We start from the raw sequence: 17,989 nt of genomic DNA on the forward strand, positions 1-17,989 counted from the left end.
TGCTTGTAGCTACTCCAACACCCACTCCGCCAACTTCCCCGTCACCTCCGCCATCAACACATTCTCGATATCCCGCGCGCCCGCCGAACTGCACTTGGCGAGCACGGCCTTGACGATGGCCGGGTCGAAGTCGAACTGTTTGCCGGTAGCGGCCTTGTAGCGTTCCCGCAGTTTTTCCAGCTTGGCCACGACGATGCCTTCCAGGGTGGCTTCCTCCAGCGGCCGGTAAGGCACCACGGTCATGCGCGCGAGGAACGCCGGGCGGAAGGTTTGCAGCAGGACTTTGCGCAGGCGCTCGTCGAAGGCTGGGGTGGCGACCTGTTCGGCCGGGCTGTCCAGCAGCAGTTCGGCGCCGACGTTGCTGGTGGCGAGGATCACGGTGTTCCTGAAGTCCACCACCAGGCCGGTGCCGTCTTCCATCACGCCCTTGTCGAACACGTTGTAGAAGGCTCCCAGCACGTCCGGATGGGCTTTCTCGATCTCGTCCAGCAGCACCACCGAATAGGGCTTGCGGCGCACCGCTTCGGTGAGCACGCCGCCGCTGCCGTAGCCGACGTAGCCGGGCGGGGCGCCCTTGAGCTGGCTGACGGTATGGGCCTCCTGGTACTCGGAGAGGTTGATGCTGATCAGGTTGCGTTCGCCGCCGTAGAGGGCGTCGGCCAGGGCGTAGGCGGTCTCGGTCTTGCCCACGCCGGTGGGGCCGGGCAGGAGGAATACGCCGACCGGCTTGGCCGGGTCGCTGAGTCCGGCGCGATAGGCCTGGATGCGCTGGGCGATGGCGCCCAGGGCGGCCTCCTGGCCCATCACCCGCTGGCCCATTCGTTGCGCCAGGGAACGGATGGCGTGGGCTTCGTCGGCGAGCATCTTGCCCACCGGGATGCCGGTCCAGCCGGCGATCACCGCGGCCACGGTACGCGAGTCCACCTGCTCGGGAACCAGCGGGTCGTCCTGGCGGATGGCTTCGAGGCCGGCCGCCAGGCGCGCCAGTTCGGCGGCCAGGTGGTCGATGCGACCGTCCAGTTCCTCGTCGGGCTTGGCCGCGTCGGCGCTTTCGCTGAGGGCCAGCAGTTCGCGGCGGGTGTCGAGCAGTTCGCGCACCGCTTCGCGTTCCTCGTCCCAGCGGGTCTCCAGCTCGCGGATGGTCCGGCGGTTATCGCCCGACTCGCTTTCCAGGGCGGTGATACGCGCGCTGTGGTCGAGGCCGGTGGCCTGTTCCCGGCGCAGCCGCTGCAATTCCTCTTCCAGGGCCTGCTCGCGGTGGCGCAGGCTTTCCAGCGGCGGCGGCACGTCGTGCTGGCCGAGGGCGACCCGCGCGCAGGCGGTGTCGAGCACGCTGATCGCCTTGTCCGGCAACTGGCGGCCGGAAATGTAGCGATGCGACAGCTTCACCGCATCGACGATGGCCGCGTCCATGATCTGCACGCCGTGATGCAGTTCCAGCTTGCCGGCGACGCCGCGCAGCATCTCCACGGCGGTGGCCTCGTCCGGCTCCTCGACCTGGACCAACTGGAAGCGCCGGGTCAGCGCCGGGTCCTTCTCGAAGTATTTCTTGTATTCCAGCCAGGTGGTGGCCGCCAGGGTGCGCAACTCGCCGCGCGCCAGGGCCGGCTTGAGCAGGTTGGCGGCGTCGCTGCCGCCTTCCGCGCCGCCGGCGCCGATCAGCGTGTGCGCCTCGTCGATGAACAGGATGATCGGCTGCGCGCTGTTGCGCACGGCGTCGATCACGCCCTTGAGGCGCTGCTCGAACTCGCCCTTCATGCTGGCGCCGGCCTGCAACAGGCCGAGGTCGAGCACCCGCAGGATCACCTCCTGCAACGACGGCGGCACCTCGCCGGCGGCGATGCGCAGGGCCAGGCCCTCGACCACCGCGGTCTTGCCGACGCCCGGCGCGCCGACCAGGATCGGGTTGTTCTGCCGCCGGCGCAGGAGGATGTCGACGCACTGGCGGATCTCCCCGTCGCGCCCGACTATGGGGTCGATGCGCCCGGCGCGGGCTTCGGCGGTGAGGTCCTGGGTGTACTGGTCGAGCAGCGGGTCCTGGGCGCTTTCCGGCTTGTCGCCGCCTGCCGCCGGGCGGTTCGGCGCGGCCGGCTGTTCGCGGGAGGCCTGGATCCACTCCAGCAGGTTGGCCTGCAAGGCCTCGTGGGGAATCCGCAGCAGCGACGACGCGCTGTTCAGCAGCAGGGCGCGGCGCTCCTCGCGGTCGAGCAGGGCGAGCAGCAGCAGGCCGGAACGGATCTGCGCCTGGCCGAGCACGCTGGCGTGGACCACGGCGTCTTCGAGCAGGCCGATGGTGTGCGCGGACAGCGCCGGAGTGCGGGTATTGCCGGCCTTGAACAGCTCCAGCGACAGGTTGATCTCGGCGACCAGGGCGTCGCGCTCCAGGCCGAAGCGCGGCAGCAGGCAGGCGAAGTCGCCGCCGTCGATGTCCAGCAGCTCCAGCAGCAGGTGCTCGATCTCTACGTAATGATGGGTGCGTTGCAGGCAGCGTTGCGCGGCGCGCTCCAGGGCGCGGCGACAGTCCGGGTTGAGGCGGCCGATCAGGGCGGCGAGTTCCATTTCAGGCTACCTCCGGCTGCCGCAGGTCGAGATCGATGCGCTGCCGCTGGCCGTCTTCGACGCGCCGCAGGCCGGTGTTCCAGCTCAGCCTGGGCGGTGCACCGCGCTCCAGGCGCAGCGGCGCGCCGCCGCTCACCAGCAGGCTCAGGCGACAATCCAGGTCGGGGCCGAAGTACAGCGCGGCGAGGCTGGCCAACTGGCCATGGGCGTCACCGTCGGGGAAGAAGCGGGCGGCTTCGCGGGCATCCAGCGGACCGAGACTGAGGGCGATGCCGGCGTGCTCGTCCCAGGTGCGCGTGCCGGCTATGGCGTCGCGACCCAGGCGCAGGTTGCGTCCGCCGCGTTGCAGGCGGCTGCGGCTGGCCGCGGGGATTTCCTTCCAGGCGCCCTGGTAGGCGTCCAGCCGTGCCTCCACGCCGAAATGCTGGCGCACCAGGCCGGCGAAGCCGGCCAGGGAGCGACGCCCGCCGGCGAACAGCGCGGTGCGTGCCAGTACCGCGCTGTCCGGCAGCGCCAGGCGCTCTTGCAGGGCTTTCGGCAACAGGCCGCTGAGGGCGCGTAGCTGCGCCTGCACCGGGGTCGCCGCCGGCACCGCGAAACCGAGCGCCACGCGATGCTTGCGCAGCACCCGGTAGAGCAGGCTGAGCAGGCGGTGCTGGAACAGGTCGAGGAACTCGGCGGGGGCATGGTCCTTCTGCCGGGCGCGTTGTTGCAGCCATTCCTGGTAGGCATAGGGCAACGGGCCGTCGGGTCCGCCGAGGCCGAACACCGGGGTGGACAGCACCGGTTGCTGCGGGTCGTCGAGCAGGCTTTCCACCTCGCTCGAGGCGAACAGCGGCAACAGCGGCCCGCGCAGGCGCAGGGCCTCCGCCCGCGGCGCGTTGCCGGTGCCCAGCGGCAACGCCTGGGGACGCTCGCGTTCGAGCAGCAGCAGCGCCTGCAACAGTTCGAAGCGCTGCGGCGTGCGGCGCAGCCGCTGACTCAGAGGGAGAGCGGCGAGCCGGCCTGGGGTTGCCATGTCTTCACCTCCTTGTCGGCTTCCACCAGGACCGTGCGCACGAAACGGTTGGCGGTGGCATACAGCGAGAAGAACTGCGCCAGCACGGCGGAGAACAGCACGCCGCTGGCGCCGACGAAGTGTTGCGGATCGAGTCGCAGGCGGATTTCCAGGCCATTGCGCCAGCCGCGCCAGGCATCCTCGCCGACATGCGCCACCACCCGCTGGCAGTCGAGTTGCCTCAGCCCTTCTATCTGCCGGCGGGCGCTGGCGTCGTCGCGCAGGTTGTGCAGGGCGAGGATTTCCCGCAGGGCTTCGAGGGCGCGCGGGCCTTCCACCAGCGACAGGTGGTTGAGGGTCAGCTGCGAGACCAGTCTCCAGCGCGACTGGCCGTCCAGGCGCGGCTGGCTCTGCGCGCTGGGCGCGTTGCGCAGGCGTGCGGCGGCGACCGGCCCGGGCCGTTCGAAGCCCAGCGCGGTGCCGGCACCCAGGCGCTCGGCCAGATAGCGATTGGTGCATAGCAGCTCGGCGGTCAGGCTGAAGGCCGGGGCCTCGCGCAACGGGTCGAAGCCGGTATCCACCAGGCTCAGCAGCAGGTCGCTGCCCAGCCGGTTCGGGGTCAGCCCGGCGATGCGCCGGGCGTGCCAGTAGAGCGTGCCGAGGTGGCTGTCGTGGCGGCAGCCATAGTAGGCCGGGACTGGCTGCACGGTGCTCCCGGCAACCGAGCGCACGGCGCGGATGCTATGGATTTCCACGCTGTTCTCGCGGTGACTGTCGGCGACCAGGCGGTACTCGCTGCGGGTGCCGTCCGGGCGCAGCGGCTCCGAGGTCCGCGGAAAGAGGTTGATCGCCGGCGTGCAGCCGAGCTGGAAGTCTTCCGCCTGCAAATGCAGGCGTGCCGTCGGTGCGCGATCGAAGACCAGGTACAGGTAGAGCGTCTGTCCGTCGGCGAGCGCGCCGGACAGCGGCAGGTCGAAGAAGTGGAACTTGTCGGGGAAGGCGAAGTACTCGGCGAGCAGGCGCAGGCCCGGATGTCCGCCGTCTTCCTCCGGCAGCAGCGCCTCGTCGGCGGCGAAGCCGACGATCTCCGGCAGTCCGCAGAGCGCCGCCGGCGGCGTGCCGGGCGCCCCCGCCATGACCTGCACGGCATGCGCGGCGAGCAGGTCGTAGAGGATCGCACAGCCCATCGGCGAAGCCGCCAGGTGGATGCGCAGGCGCTCGATCGACAGTTCGTCCCAGCGGTACTCGCCCAGGCAGCGCAGGCTCAGGCGCAACGCCGAGCGGGCGGCGCCGACTCCGGTCAGGGCTTGCGCCTCCTCGCCGCCGAGCAGGGTCGCTTCGTCGATCGCCAGCGGCCACAGGGTCGCCTCGGCGCTGCTGCGGAAATGCACGCTGTCGCCGCCGCGGGTGGTGACGAACAGTGCGGTGTCGCGCGGCAGCCGGTAGCCCTCGGCGAGGTTGCCCTGGGTCGGGTCCGGTTCGAACTGGACGATCGCGCAGGACGGCAGCGGGCGCAGCGCCAGGGGGTAGAGCTGTTCGAGGAGGGCGTCGCTGAACTCCGCGTAGTCGTCGTCGAGGCGCCGTTGCAGGCGCGCGGTGAGCAGCGAGAAGCCTTCCAGCAGACGCTCGACATGCGGGTCGGGGCATTCGCCGGGGGCCAGTTGCAGGCGCCGGGCGACCTTCGGATAGCGCTCGGCGAAGGCGCCGCCGGCATGCCGCAGCCAGGTCAGCTCGCGCTGGTAGTAGTCGAGCAGGTCGGCATCAATCGAATCGCTCATGGCGCACCTCGAGGCCATCGTTGCCCTGTTCGATGACGAATAGCGCAGGCATCAGGCGCGACCCGCTGCGCAGGCGGCCACCGAGCTGGATACGCAGGCGCTGCGGATTGTCCGGGTCAGGTTCGACCTCGACCTCGGCCAGTTGCAGGCGCGGCTCGAAATGCTCGACCGCCGCCCGCACCTCGCGTGCCAGCTGGCGCCGGTCCTCGGCGCGCAGGCGTTGCACGGCGGTCCAGTCGGCGAGCCCGTAGGCGAGGATGCCGCTGCGCGCATGCGCCGGGCGCCGTGTGTTGAGCAGGCGCAGCAGCTCGCCGCGGACCGACTCGGCCAGCGCCCGGTCGTCGAACGCGGGACGTTCGTCGGCCTCGGCGCTGAGGCGCTCGAACAGCGGCGGCAGGGCTCCGGACATGTCGGCGCCCGGTCACTTGACCAACTGGTTGGCGGCCAGGTCCCAGGTCGAGGCGGCCGTGCCTTCCTTGGTGCCGTCGTCCTTCTGCGCGGTCAGCTCCCACTTGATCTTGGTGAAGTTCAGCGACAGGGTCTCCACCGGCTTGCCGCCGGCGCCGCCGCTGACGCTGACGTTGGAGAGCACCACGTTGTTCAGGGTGTAGACGATGAAGGGCATGATCTGCCCGTTGCCCTCGGCGGCGTTGCGGCCGATGGTGATGGTCGCCTCGGCGATCGGCTTGCCGGCGCAGCAATACTCGTTGAGGGTCGGGGTCGAGGTGTCGATGAACTTGGTGAGGGTGAATTCGCCGACGTGGGGTTTGCCGGAGGTGCGCTCCGAGTTGCTGACGTCGTTGGTGACCTGCATCGCCACGTTGTGGCTGTAGGACATGATTTCGATCTTGTTTTCGTAGCCGACGAGCAGGCTGTCGCCTTTGATGTCGCTGCCGAAATCGAGAATGATCGCATCCATCGCATCTGACTCCTGGAGAGGGGCTGTCTGGAACGGGAAGGGCGCCCCGCCGGCGCTGCCGGCGGGGGCGGACTCACGCCGCTACCGGCGGCGGCAGGTTGGCGACCAGGCGGATCGACGCGCTGAGTTCCTCGAGCTGGAAGTGCGGCCGGAGGAACACCGTGGCGCGGTAGGCCCCCGGTTTGCCGGCCACCTCGCTGACATCCACCCGCGCCTCGCGCAGCGGGTACTGTGCCTTGATTTCCTGCGGTGCGTTGTCGTTGATCAGCACGTAGTCGGCGATCCAGTTGTTCAGGTAGGTCTGCACGTTGTCGCGGGTCATGAAGCTGCCGACCTTGTCGCGCATGATCACCTTCAGGTAGTGGGCGAAGCGCGATGCCGCCAGCACGTACGGCAGCATCGCCGACAGGCGCGCGTTGGCGTTGGCCTCGTTGGTGTTGTAGAGCCTGGCCTTGTTGGTGGTCTGGCCGCCGAAGAACACCGCCACGTCGCTGTTCTTCTTGTGGCACAGGGAAATGAAGCCGAGATCGTTGAGTTCCTTCTCGCGGCGGTCGGTGATCGCCACCTCGGTCGGGCACTTCAGCGACAGGTCGCCGGAGCTGGTGCGGAACGTGTGCGCCGGCAGGCCCTCGACCGCGCCGCCGCCTTCCGCGCCGCGGATCGCCGCGCACCAGCCGTACTTGGCGAAGGCCTCGGTGATGCGCTGCGCCAGGACCCAGGCGGCGTTGCCCCAGAGGTACTTGGAGTGGTCGGTGCCGTTGACGTCCTCGACATAGTTCATGCCTTCCACCGGTCGCGTCTCCGGGCCGTAGGGCAGGCGCAGGAGGAAGTTCGGCAGCACCAGGGACACGTAGCGCGAATCCTCGCTCTCGCGGAAGGCGCGCCACTTGATCAGTTCCAGGCTCTCGAAGATCTTGGTCAGGTCGCGCGGCACGGCCAGTTCGGTGAAGCTGTTCATGTCGAACAGGCGTGGGCTGGCGGCGGCGATGAACGGCGCGTGGGCAGCCGCGGCGACGTTCGACAGCTTCTCCAGCAGGCCGATGTCCTGCGGATGGCGGCCGAAGGTGAAGTCGCCGATCAGCAGGCTGAAGGGGTGTCCGCCGAAGGTGCCGTATTCCTCTTCGTAGATCTTCTTGAACAGTGCGCTCTGGTCGAACTCGACCGCCTTCTCCAGGTCGTTCTGCAGTTCGTTCTTGCCGACGTTCAGCAGGCGCAGCTTGAGCCGCGCGCTGGTCTCGGTGTTGCTCACCAGTTGGTGCAGGCCGCGCCAGGAGGCTTCCAGCTTCTGCAACTCGGGGTGGTGGATGATCTGGTTGAGCTGGTCGCTGATCAGCGCATCGATCTGGCTGATGCGGTCGTTGATCATCGCCACGGTGTCCTTGTCGACGGCCATGCCCTCGTCGAGGACCTGGGTGGCGAATTCCGCGAGCATGTCGCGGGCGTAGTCCTGCTGGCTGTCGTCGTGGGCCATGCGGCCCTTGGCGATGATCTCGTCGAGCAGGGACAGGGTCTGGGTCGAACTCTCGCCGGATTGTTCGGCGGCGGATGACTTGGGCATGGCGGCTTCTCCGGGAAGAGGGTCAGGCCGGCTGGTCGGCCGGGGGTTCGCTGTCGCCGGCCGGGGCCGCTTCGGCTTCCGGGCGGGCCGCTTTGATTTCCTGCAGGCCTTCGGTGTTGGCCACCACGTCCTGCAGCAGCTGGTCGAGGTCGTCGTTGCCGTCGAGCTTGGTCAGCAGGTCGCGCAGGCGCTGGCGCGCTTCGAACAGGCGACGCAACGGGACCACCTGCTTCACCAGGTTGACCGGGTCGAAGTCCTCGATGTGGTTGAAGCGCAGCTCGACGTTCAGCTTGCTGTCGTCGCCGCTGATGGTGTTGTCGACCTGCAGGGTGGCGCGGGGAGAGATGGAGGAGAGGATCTCGTTGAAGTTGTCGCGGTCGATGTCGACGAAACGCCGTTCGACCAGCTTCGCCGGCGGGGTATCCGGCTTGCCGGAGAGGTCGGCGAGGATGCCGACCACCAGGGGCAGCTCCTTCTTCTCGATGGCGTTGCCGATCTCGACGTCGTAGGTGATCTGCACGCGCGGCGGGCGCACCCGGTCCAGCTTGTGCTGCGTACTCTCGGCCATGGCGGCTGACTCCGATGCAATGGTGGGGGCGCAATGCATCGGGGGATGCCCTGATCATCGCAGTCCCTTGCTGGATCACAGGCATGACAGGGAAAACGGCGCAGAACCTGTCCTTGGCGATCCCTCTGGTCCGTCACTGGCGACGAACTACAAAAGACGCTAGAACAGGTCTATGGATTTGCAAAATAAAATTTTCGTTGGACTCCCATGAAGCACGGATGTTTCACCATATGTCGGAAATTCTCCCTGGCGCTGGCGATCCTGGCGCTGGCCGGCTGCTCGTATTTCTTCGCGCCGCGGGTCGAGTTGCAGCGGCTGACCCTGGATGTCGCCGCGCGCGCCAACGACGACTCGCCGATCGCCGTGGACTTCGTCGCGGTGAAGGATGCGGAGCTGTTCAAGGAGCTGGCCGGACTGCCGGCCAGCCAGTGGTTCGCCAATCGCGAGCAGTACCGCCGCGACTACCGGCAGCAGTTCGCGGTATGGAGCCTGGAGCTGGTCCCGGGGCAGTTCATCGAGTCGGAGTCGTTCCCCTTGCGCGGCGACCGCGCAACTGGACTTTTGGTCTTCGCCGGCTATAACACACCCGGCGCGCACCGCTTGCGCCTCGACCAGCAGCAGCGCGTCTGGCTGCGTCTGGATACCCGGGAAATGCGACTGGTCAACGATCCCGCCGCGCCCTAGCGAAGGGGCAGGCGAGCGACCGTCGTGCACGACAACGTAGGACGTCGAAGGGGAGTCGTATGAGTGTTCTGCCTGACGCGGTGTGCTGGCACGAAGGGATGCAACTGCTTCCCCAGCATTTCCAGTTGCAGGGATTGCGTGCCGAGGCGCTGGCGGCGCGCACCGGACAGGCCTGCAACCCTTGGTTCTGGGGCGTGACCGCCCTGGAACTGGACCCCTCGGCGTTGTGCGCCGGCCAAGTGCGGGTCCTGCACCTCGAAGCGATCCTGCCCGACGGCCTGCCGGTGAGCGTGCAGGCTGGTGTCGACGCGCCGCTGGAGTTCGACCTGGAGACAGCGCTGGCGGCCGCCGAAGGGCCGCTGCTGAACGTCCACCTGGCGGTCAGTCCGCTGTGGCGGGCGGGTCAGTTGCTGCCGCTGAAGGGCCGTCTGCAATCGCGGGTCGGCGCGCCGCTGCCGGACCTGGCCAGCGGCGAGCACCCCGAGCCGATCACCGTCTGGCGAGCGTCGCTGCGGCTGGTCGGCGACGACGGCAAGGCCGACTCCGTGTGTCTGCCGTTGCTGCGCGTGGCGAAGGAGGGCGGCGCCTACGTCAGCCTGCCCTACGTCCCGCCGACGCCATTGGTGCTGCCGGAATCGCCCCTGGGCAGGCGCGTGCAGTCGCTCTGCGCGCGGGCCCGGGAGAAGGCGCTGTTCCTCGGCGGGCGCCTGCGCCTGGCGCAGCAGGCGGGTAACCAGGACGACGCGGTGGAAGTCCGTCGCCAGCTCGCCGCGCTCTGGACCCGCCTGCCGGAGGTGGAAGGCCTGCTGGCAAGCCGCGCGGCCTCGCCGCTGGCCCTGCACGGCAGCCTGCTGGGCCTGGCCGGGGCCTGGGCGGCGCTCGATCCGCTGGCCGGCGTGCCGGCCTTCGAAGCGCTCGACTTCCTCGACCTGCGGCGTGGCTACGAGCCGCTGCTGGACTGGCTGGAGCGGGCCATCGAGTCGATCCGCGCGGGCTACCGCTGCCTGCCGTTCGAGCAGGAGGAACAGGTGTTTTCCGTACGCCTGCCCGATCCGGCGCCGCGTCAGCGCCTGGTGGTCGGCCTGCGGATGCCCGCCGGCGCCGGCGAACAGGCGGCGGCTGACTGGCTGGAGCGCGCCATCGTCGCCTCCGATCCGCACCTGCCGTTGCTCGCCCGGCAGCGCATGAGCGGGCTGGCGCGGCAGCCGATGAATCGCCAGGAACAGGTGGCCTACAGCGTCGGCGACGACACCCGTTTGTTCGTCGTGCAGGGCGCCGGCGACTGGTTCGATGCCGGCCAGCCGCTGCGCATCGTCGCGCCGGTCAGCGGGGTCGCCAGCAGTCCCTGGCAGATCGTGCTGTTCGTCGCCGACGGCAGCGACAACACCTAGACAGGAAGGAGCCGCCAATGCCCGAAGGGAGTGCAGGGCTTTTTTCCCAGGCGTACCAGGAGCAGCCGCTCAGCACGGCATTCCGCCAGGCCTGGCAGGAATGGCTGGAGGCCTGGGGCGCCCTCGACCGCGACGCCCAGGATGTGCCGCGGATGGTCGAGCGCGCCCTCGAACTGTCCACCCGCATCACCCGGCGTCTGTGGCGCAGCGCCTTCGCCAGCGTCGGCGACGCGGCGGGCGTGCAGGTCAAGGCGATGGTCTATGCCTTCGTCGCCCTGGTCGACGAGACTCTGGTCTTCAGCGCCTGGCCGGGACAGGGCGCCTGGCAGGAAAAACCGCTGGAGTCGCATCTCTACGGCAGTCGCCAGGCGGGCGAATACCTGCCGCTGGCGATCAAGCGCCTGCTCGACGAACGCGCCCCGGCCAGTCGCGACCTGGCCAACGTTTACCTGCAATGTCTGATCCTCGGCTTCCGCGGTCGCCTGCGCGGGCCGCGCGGCGAGGCGCTGCACGAGAAGTGGCGGCAGGCGCTGTTCGCCTTCGCCTGGCAGCGCGAGGCGGACGCCGCCGACCTCGGCCGTCGCCTTGAGCAGCCTGCCGCCGCGCCGCCACGGCGCCTGCCGGTGCGCGCGGCGTTGCCGGACGGTTTCCGCCTGGGCCTGGCGGTGCTCGGCCTGGTGCTGCTGATGAGCGGCATCGGGCACCTGTTCTGGCGCGACATCCAGCATGAAATGGCGGCGGTGACCCACCTGGCCGATGCGGAGCAGGCGCCATGAGCGGCGCGACGCTGTTCATGCTGGTTCTCCTCCTGCTGCTGCTGGCGCTGCTGCTGGGGGCGCTGGGCTGGTGGTGGCGGACCCGGGGCGGTACGGAGATCCGCAGCTTCTACGCGGCGGTCCGGCAGATGGAGCGCGAGCAGGGCTGGCAGGGCCGCTACGAAGCGCCCTGGCTGCTGATGCTCGGCAACGAGACCGAGGGCGAGCAGTTGTGCGCCACCTGGCGCCTGCTGCCGGTGGCGCGTCCGGCCTGGTTCGGCCGCTGGTGGTCGGACGGCGAGGGGGCGATCCTGCTGGTGCCGGAGTCGGTGTTCCTGCCCGACGAGGGCCTGCGCCGGCAAAGCGGCGCCTGGCTGCGCCTGTTGCGTCTGTTCCTGCGCCTGCGCGGCAGGCGCGCGCTGGACGGGGTGGTCTGGAACATTCCGCTGGCGCGGTTGCAGGATGGCGAGCAGGCGGCCGCCCTCGGCCTCGCCGCCCGTCGTCGCTACGTGGAGCTGACCCAGCGCCTTGGCCTGAGCCTGCCGGTGTACGTGGTGATCACTGGCCTGGAAGACCTGCCGGGTTTCCAGGAACTTCTCGCGGCGCTGCCCGAGGAGGCGCGCGAGCGCGCCCTCGGCTGGTCCTCGCCGTTCGCCGCCGAGGCGGCCTGGCAGTCGCGCTGGTGCGAGCAGGCGCTGGAGGAAATCACCGTCACCCTGACCGAGTCGATCGTCGAACTCGGTACCTTGCGCGGCCAGGTGAACAACGACCTGTATTGCCTGCCGCCACGCCTGGAAAGCCTCCGCGGTTCGTTGCAGGCGCTGCTCGAACCGGTCTTCCAGGGCAACGCCAGGGGCGAGGCGCCGCGCTTTCGCGGTCTCTACCTGAGCGGCAGCGAGGCGGCGGGGGCGGCAAGCGACGAAGCCCTGCCGGCGGTCGACGCGCCGCGTCGGCGCAGCAGCTTCGCCAGCCAACTGTGGGCACGGCGGATCCTTGCCGAGGAAGGCCTGGCCCAGGCGGTGCCGCGCATCCTCCAGCTGCGCCAGCGCTGGCAGCGCGGTATCGGCCTCGCTGCGCTGTGCCTGTGCCTGCTCTGGGGCGGCCTGATGACCTGGGTCTGGCGCGACGCGCTGCGCGACGCCGGCGAACTGTCGCAACTGCTGCATGGCGCCAGCGAGCGCTACCAGCCGCTCGACGACGACACCCGGCGCGCCGCCCAGGTCCGGCAGAACGTCCAGGCCTGGTGGCAACTGGTGGCACAGGCGCCGCGCTGGCGCTTCACCTCGCTGGCATTCCCCAGTTCCTGGTTTTCCTCCCTGGACGCACGCATCGACAGCGCGTATCGCCGCGTTTCCGAGCGCCTGCTGGTACGCCCGCTGCGCAGCCTGCTGGAAGGCGAGGCGAGCGACCTGCGGGCGATCCGCAGCGACGGCCAACCCGGCCTGAAGGAGGGCGACGACCCCAGCCAGTGGAAGGACTACCTGGCGGCGAAGGACCTGGTCGCCCGCGCCACTACCCTGGAGCGCCACAATCGCCTGTTCGCCCAGGCCATCGACAACCGCAAGACGCCGCTCGACGATCTCCTGCAACTGAGCAACGACGCCCTGGGCAGCAGCTACAACGGCGGCAGCCTGGCGCGCCTGGCCTACTACAACCGCACGCTGTTCGCCGAGCGTCCGGCCGATCTCGCCGCCCTCGACCTGGGCCGGGTCGGCGCCACGGCGGCGGATAACTTCCATGACCTGATGGCACGCTGGCTGAACGCCTACTTTCTCACCGACAGCCTGGAACGCACCGGCAATGCCCTGACCCAGGAACTCGCGCAGCTCGGCCAGGAACGAGATGCCACGGCGGCCCAGTTGCTGGGGGTCGGCGAATTGATCAACCACCTGCAGCAGCAGGTCAACCGCATCAACCTGATCTGGGGCAATGGCGTCGGCCAGGATCTCGTCCCTGGCTACCAGAACCTGCTCAAGAGCGCCCAGCAAAGCAGCCTGCTGGGAGACCGCGTGGAGGAACTGCAGAACCTCACGGTGCAGTTGCAGCAGCAGTTCCGCAGCGAATGGATCGCGCCTCCGGAGGCTGCCGGCGACGGCCTGCTGGTGAAGCAGGGGGCGACGCTCAAGCTGGCCGATGACCTGCTCGGCCTGAAACGCGCCATCGATGACCTGAAGACCAAGGACTTCGTCTCCGTGGCCCTGGCCGGCAAGACGCTGGCGGAGCACTCCCTGCTGAGCATCGACGACATCGGCGTGACCCAGGCGTTGAGCTTCTTCAACGACTTCAGCGGCTACTACGAGAGCACCCTGCCGTCGCTCAACCCGCGCTATCGCTACTCGGTCCTGCACGCCGCCGCCAGCGCGACGACCGAGGCCATGTGGCAGAGCCTCGGGCCGCGCAGTCGCAGCCTGACCAGCCGCAATGCCTCGCGCTTCGACGTGCAGGTCAAGCAGGTCCAGGCATTGCAGGCGGCGCTGCTGGAGTTGCAGGACATGCAGGCCGGCGCGCGCCTGCTGGCCAGCCTCAACGCGCTGGCCGTGGCCGATATCGGCCAGGCCCTGCGCGACATCGACGAGCAGGCGGTGCTGCGCGAGCCGGTCGATTTCAGTCGCTGGTCGGGCGCGCCGAATTTCGGCCTGCAGGCGTTCCGCGCCCAGGACAGCGCCGAGCTGAAGCAGAGCCTGACCAGCCAGTTCAATGCCATGGCCGCGGTCGCCGAGCGCCACGCCCCGGCGCTGGAGTGGCTGCAGGCGCAGCAGTCCAGCCTGGCCACCGCCGACTACAACGCGTTCGTGCGCTTCAGCGCGCTCAACGCCGAACTGCAGAAATTCAAGGCCGACAACCCGGCGAGCACCGCGGCGCAGCTGGCGAAGCTGGTGGGTAACGATTTCAACCAGATGGACATCGGCAGTTGCGCCGACATTCTCAACGGCGTGCTCCTGCCGTCCAGTCGCAGCGACCTGGCGACGCGCCTGGTGGACCTGCGCCAGGGCGCGCTCGGGCGCTGCCAGTCGCTGCAACAGCAGCAGGCGGCGCAGGCCTGGAAGGACCTCGCCGACTACTTCAACCAGTACCTCGCCGGACGCTTCCCGTTCGCCTACAGCCTGGAAGCGGCCGATGCCGAGCCGGGGCGGGTGCGGCACCTGCTGAAACTGATGGAGACGCGCTTGCCGCAGGTGCGCGAAGGGCTGGCCCAGGTTCGCTCGCCGGACCTGCCGGCCGCCGAGGACTTCGTCCGCCGCCTGGAGCAGGCGCAGCGCTGGCTCGGCCCGCTGTTCGAGCGCGACAAGTCGGGCCTGCTCGGCGTCGCCCTGGACATCGACTGGCGCAGCGACCGCAGCCTGGAACGCGGCGCCGACCAGGTGATCGCCTGGAGCCTGTACTCGGGCGACCAGGAAAGCCGGTTCCCCGGCGCGCAGGACAAGGGCCTGACCTGGAACGTCGGCGATCCGCTGAAGATCATGCTGCGCTGGGCGAAGAACGGCTCGCAGCGTCCGGCAGACGACCCGCGCCAGGCCAGCCTGGCGGTGGCCGACCTCGAGGCCGGCTGGAGCTACCAGGGCTCCTGGGCGCTGCTGCGCATGATGCGTGCGCACTTCTCCCGGCAGCGCCCGCCGAACGTCGACTACACGGAGTTTCCGCTGGTCCTGCAACTGCCGGTGTATGCGCCCTACAGCCCGGAAAACGAGGCGCGGATGTTCCTCCGCCTGTCGTTGATGAGCCTGGGCGGCAAGACCCCGCTGTCCATCCAGCCGCTGCCGGTGCGCGCGCCGCAATCGCCGTTCGCGACGCTGTTGCCGGCTACCGTCGCCAGCACCGGAGGTATCCCATGACCCTGCCTCTTTCCGGCAACGCCCTGTCCCTGGAAGTGCTGCTCGAACCCATCGCCCCAGAACAGCCGTGCGGCCCCAGCCTGCGCTACGACCTGGACTACGACCGCCTGCGCGAGTTGCGCCGGGAGGACGACAGCAGCCTGCCGACCGGCGTCTGGCAGGCGGAAGCCAAGCGCGCCGACTGGGCCGCGGTGGAGCAGTTGGCCAGCGAACTGTTGCAGCGGCGCAGCAAGGACCTGATGCTCGCCGCCTGGCTCGGCGAGGCCTGGCTGCAACGCGGCGGGCTGGGCGGATTGCAGCGCGCGCTGGTGCTGCTGGCGGAACTCTGCGAGCGCTACCCCGAGGAGGTGCATCCGCAAGCCCAGGACGGCGACCAGTCGTGGCGGGTGCCGCCCATCGACTGGCTGTTGCGCCGCTATGCCGAGCTGCTGCACACGCGCCTGCCGCTGATGGGGCAGGGCGCGTTCGCCGAGATCACCCTCTATGCCTGGCAGAGGTTGCAGCGCCAGCAGGTCGCCAGCGGCGACAGCAAGAGCGCCAAGGCGGCGCTGGAAGCGGCGCAACTTCAGCAGAAGAAGCTCGACGAAGCGTTGCGCGCGGAGCCCCTGGTGCAATGGCAGCGCAAGCAGGCCAGCCTGCTCGCCTGCCAGCAGCAACTGCAACGCCTGGAACAGTGGTGCGACCGCTGCCTGGGCGAACTCGCCCCCAGTTGCCAGCCGCTGCGCGGGGTCATCGCGCAATGGCTGGCCTTGCTCAAGGAGTTCATCGCCATGCACCCGCAAGCGCCGCTGCCCGAAGAACAGCCACCGGTCGCGGAGGCGGACGCTGCCGAAGGCGACGCGGACGGCGAGGAAAGCGTCCCGGCGAGCGCGCCGAGCGGGCCGGCTGGCGCGCCGACCAGTCGCGAGGACGCCTACCGGCAACTGCTGCTGATCGCCGACTACCTGGCGCGCACCGAGCCGCACAGCCCGGTTCCCTACCTGATCAAGCGCGCGGTGGAATGGGGCAACAAGCCGCTGAGCGAGCTGCTGGCGGAGCTGATCAATGCGGACTCGGAGGCGCGCCGGGTCTGGTCGCTGCTTGGCGTACTGCCCTAGGAGGTGGGGCTATATCTTTTATTCGAATATATAAATACGAATTCAGAATTTTTTAATCTATGGGTTCCTGGGGCAAGATGGGCGCACATTTCCTGGCTCGGAACCCAGCATGTCCGTCATCACCCATCCCCACGCCCGCGAGCTGACCAAATCGGTGCGCGCCACCGTGCTGGTGTTCAACGACCCCCGTTCCCGCGAGCTGCTGGAGCGCATCGAGCGCCTGGCGCCCAGCGAGGCCAACGCGCTGGTCATCGGCGAGACCGGCACCGGCAAGGAGCTGGTGGCGCGCCATATCCATGCCCTCAGCGGACGCAGCGGCGGCCCGTTCGTCGCGGTCAACTGCGGTGCTTTCGCCGAGAGCCTGGTGGAGAGCGAGCTGTTCGGCCACGAGAAGGGCGCCTTCACCGGCGCGTTGCAGAGCAAGGCCGGCTGGTTCGAGGCGGCCAACGGCGGCACCCTGTTCCTCGACGAGATCGGCGACCTGCCGCCGAGCATCCAGGTCAAGCTGCTGCGCGTGCTGCAGGAGCGCGAGGTGGTGCGGCTCGGTTCGCGCCAGCCGATCCCCATCGACGTGCGGCTGGTGGCGGCGACCAACGTCGACCTGGCCGACGCGGTGGTCGCCGGGCACTTCCGCGAGGACCTGTTCTACCGCCTGCACGTGGCGACCATCCAACTGCCGCCGTTGCGCGAGCGCCGCGGCGATATCCTGCCGCTGGCCGAGTACTTCATCGTCGAGCACTGCCGGCGCCTCGGCTACACCAGCGCGAGCCTGAGCCCGGAAGCCGAGCGCAAGCTGCTCGGGCACTCCTGGGCGGGCAATATCCGCGAGCTGGAGAACGCCATCCACCATGCGCTGCTGGTCTGCCGCAACCGCCTGATCCAGCCGGCCGACCTGCACCTCATCGACATGCGTGCGCGCCAGGAGCCGAGCGGCTTGCGCCGTGCTCCCGAGAGCGCCGCCGGCTCGGCGCTGGAAGCGGCGCTGCAGGCGCTGTTCGAGGAAAACCGCGAGGATCTCTACGAGCACATCGAGGAAACCGTGTTCCGCGCCGCCTATCGCTTCTGCCACGGCAACCAGTTGCAGACCGGACGCCTGCTGGGGATCAGCCGCAACATCGTGCGCGCCCGCCTGGAGAAGATCGGCGAGCTGGAAACCTCGCCACGACACAACGTGGTCTCGCTGGTGGGCAAGTGAGCGTGGTGCTTTACAGTCTTTCACAATTCCCCCACAAAACCGGCAAGAACCCGGACGGCGGCTGTTCTACAACGGAGCGGTGAATCTCGTTGGCTGGACCAGGGACGTCGCCATGCCTCGCTCCGCTCGCCCGTGTCGCTCGCTCCGCTCGCCCGTGTCGCTCGCTCCGCTCGCCCGTGTCGCTCGCTCCCGGTAGCCGCTTTCCTGGCCGCGCCGAGTCCGCCCGGCCCTCCAGTCACAGCAACCTTGGTTTCCCGACCCGGCGAAGAGGATCGCTGCATGCCGTATTGTTCGCCGGAACAACTCGCCGACCTCGGCCCGCTGCTGGATTGCCTGCGCCGCTGGCCGCGCATCCGCGAGCCGCGGCCGGGGGTGTTCTACCTGGGCGACCAGCCGTTCTGCCAGTTCCATTCGCGCAATGGCCAGCGCTGGGCCGACGTCAAGCGCCGCAAGGGGCGCCTGCCGCCGTTCGTCCTGCCGCCGGGCGACCAGCATTCGGCGCGGGCATTCCAGATATTCCTGCTCCAGGCCTACAAGCTGAACTGAACTGTTGCCCGGGCAACAGTCGGACAGCAGCGCTGTTGCGTGGCTGACAGGTCGAGGCCGGAAACCCGCCGCAACTGCCCGGAAAACGCACATTTCCCCGTTGGTACGG

Annotated in this window: 14 protein-coding genes; 7 read left to right on the top strand and 7 right to left on the bottom strand. The window is 69.1% G+C overall.

Annotated features, from left to right (window positions below; all coding sequences use genetic code 11):
- Positions 1-9: 9 nt before the first annotated feature.
- From tssH to tssB, 7 genes are all read right to left on the bottom strand, one after another.
- A complete protein-coding gene (gene tssH, locus LE197_RS08535) occupies positions 10-2,559 on the bottom strand; it encodes a type VI secretion system ATPase TssH (protein WP_226033977.1) in 2,550 nt (849 codons plus the stop codon).
- Between the two features lies 1 nt (position 2,560).
- The gene (tssG, locus tag LE197_RS08540; RefSeq protein ID WP_003114517.1) at positions 2,561-3,577 is read right to left on the bottom strand and encodes a type VI secretion system baseplate subunit TssG; all 1,017 of its coding nucleotides are present in this window, start codon (positions 3,575-3,577) and stop codon (positions 2,561-2,563) included.
- On the bottom strand, positions 3,541-5,334 hold the full coding sequence (tssF, locus tag LE197_RS08545) for a type VI secretion system baseplate subunit TssF (RefSeq protein WP_031692929.1): 1,794 nt from the start codon (positions 5,332-5,334) through the stop codon (positions 3,541-3,543). Before tssF ends, tssG begins: the two co-directional genes overlap by 37 nt.
- Entirely contained in the window at positions 5,318-5,743 is a 426-nt protein-coding gene (gene tssE / locus LE197_RS08550; protein ID WP_009316132.1) for a type VI secretion system baseplate subunit TssE, read from the bottom strand. Before tssE ends, tssF begins: the two co-directional genes overlap by 17 nt.
- Positions 5,744-5,755: 12 nt before the next feature.
- Entirely contained in the window at positions 5,756-6,253 is a 498-nt protein-coding gene (locus tag LE197_RS08555) for an Hcp family type VI secretion system effector (protein ID WP_003089495.1), read from the bottom strand.
- A 73-nt stretch (positions 6,254-6,326) separates the two neighbouring features.
- Entirely contained in the window at positions 6,327-7,811 is a 1,485-nt protein-coding gene (gene tssC, locus LE197_RS08560) for a type VI secretion system contractile sheath large subunit (protein WP_003089494.1), read from the bottom strand.
- 22 nt (positions 7,812-7,833) lie between these two features.
- Positions 7,834-8,379 (bottom strand): type VI secretion system contractile sheath small subunit, encoded by a 546-nt coding sequence (tssB, locus tag LE197_RS08565; RefSeq protein ID WP_003089493.1) that lies wholly within the window; start codon positions 8,377-8,379, stop codon positions 7,834-7,836.
- 207 nt (positions 8,380-8,586) lie between these two features.
- Here tssB and LE197_RS08570 point away from each other — a divergent pair, with 207 nt between their 5' ends.
- The 7 genes from LE197_RS08570 (at position 8,587) to LE197_RS08600 (ending at position 17,880) form a co-directional block, all read left to right on the top strand.
- Positions 8,587-9,063, top strand: coding sequence for a hypothetical protein (locus LE197_RS08570; protein WP_003089492.1), 477 nt, complete (start codon positions 8,587-8,589; stop codon positions 9,061-9,063).
- Between the two features lie 59 nt (positions 9,064-9,122).
- Positions 9,123-10,454, top strand: coding sequence for a type VI secretion system baseplate subunit TssK (tssK, locus tag LE197_RS08575; RefSeq protein ID WP_023094023.1), 1,332 nt, complete (start codon positions 9,123-9,125; stop codon positions 10,452-10,454).
- Positions 10,455-10,471: 17 nt separating this feature from the next.
- Entirely contained in the window at positions 10,472-11,230 is a 759-nt protein-coding gene (locus LE197_RS08580) for a DotU family type IV/VI secretion system protein (protein ID WP_031692931.1), read from the top strand.
- A complete protein-coding gene (locus LE197_RS08585; RefSeq protein ID WP_058134948.1) occupies positions 11,227-15,042 on the top strand; it encodes a type VI secretion system membrane subunit in 3,816 nt (1,271 codons plus the stop codon). The genes LE197_RS08580 and LE197_RS08585 overlap by 4 nt, the downstream gene beginning before the upstream one ends.
- Entirely contained in the window at positions 15,039-16,139 is a 1,101-nt protein-coding gene (gene tssA, locus LE197_RS08590) for a type VI secretion system protein TssA (RefSeq protein ID WP_031692934.1), read from the top strand. The genes LE197_RS08585 and tssA overlap by 4 nt, the downstream gene beginning before the upstream one ends.
- A 109-nt stretch (positions 16,140-16,248) precedes the next feature.
- Entirely contained in the window at positions 16,249-17,334 is a 1,086-nt protein-coding gene (locus LE197_RS08595; protein ID WP_023108152.1) for a sigma-54 interaction domain-containing protein, read from the top strand.
- A 279-nt stretch (positions 17,335-17,613) separates the two neighbouring features.
- Positions 17,614-17,880 carry a hypothetical protein gene (locus tag LE197_RS08600; RefSeq protein ID WP_003104712.1) on the top strand — a complete coding sequence of 89 codons (267 nt, stop codon included), beginning with the start codon at positions 17,614-17,616 and terminating at the stop codon, positions 17,878-17,880.
- The last annotated feature ends 109 nt before the right edge of the window (positions 17,881-17,989 follow it).

This window comes from Pseudomonas sp. PS1(2021) (assembly GCF_020405165.1).
Taxonomy (GTDB): domain Bacteria; phylum Pseudomonadota; class Gammaproteobacteria; order Pseudomonadales; family Pseudomonadaceae; genus Pseudomonas; species Pseudomonas aeruginosa.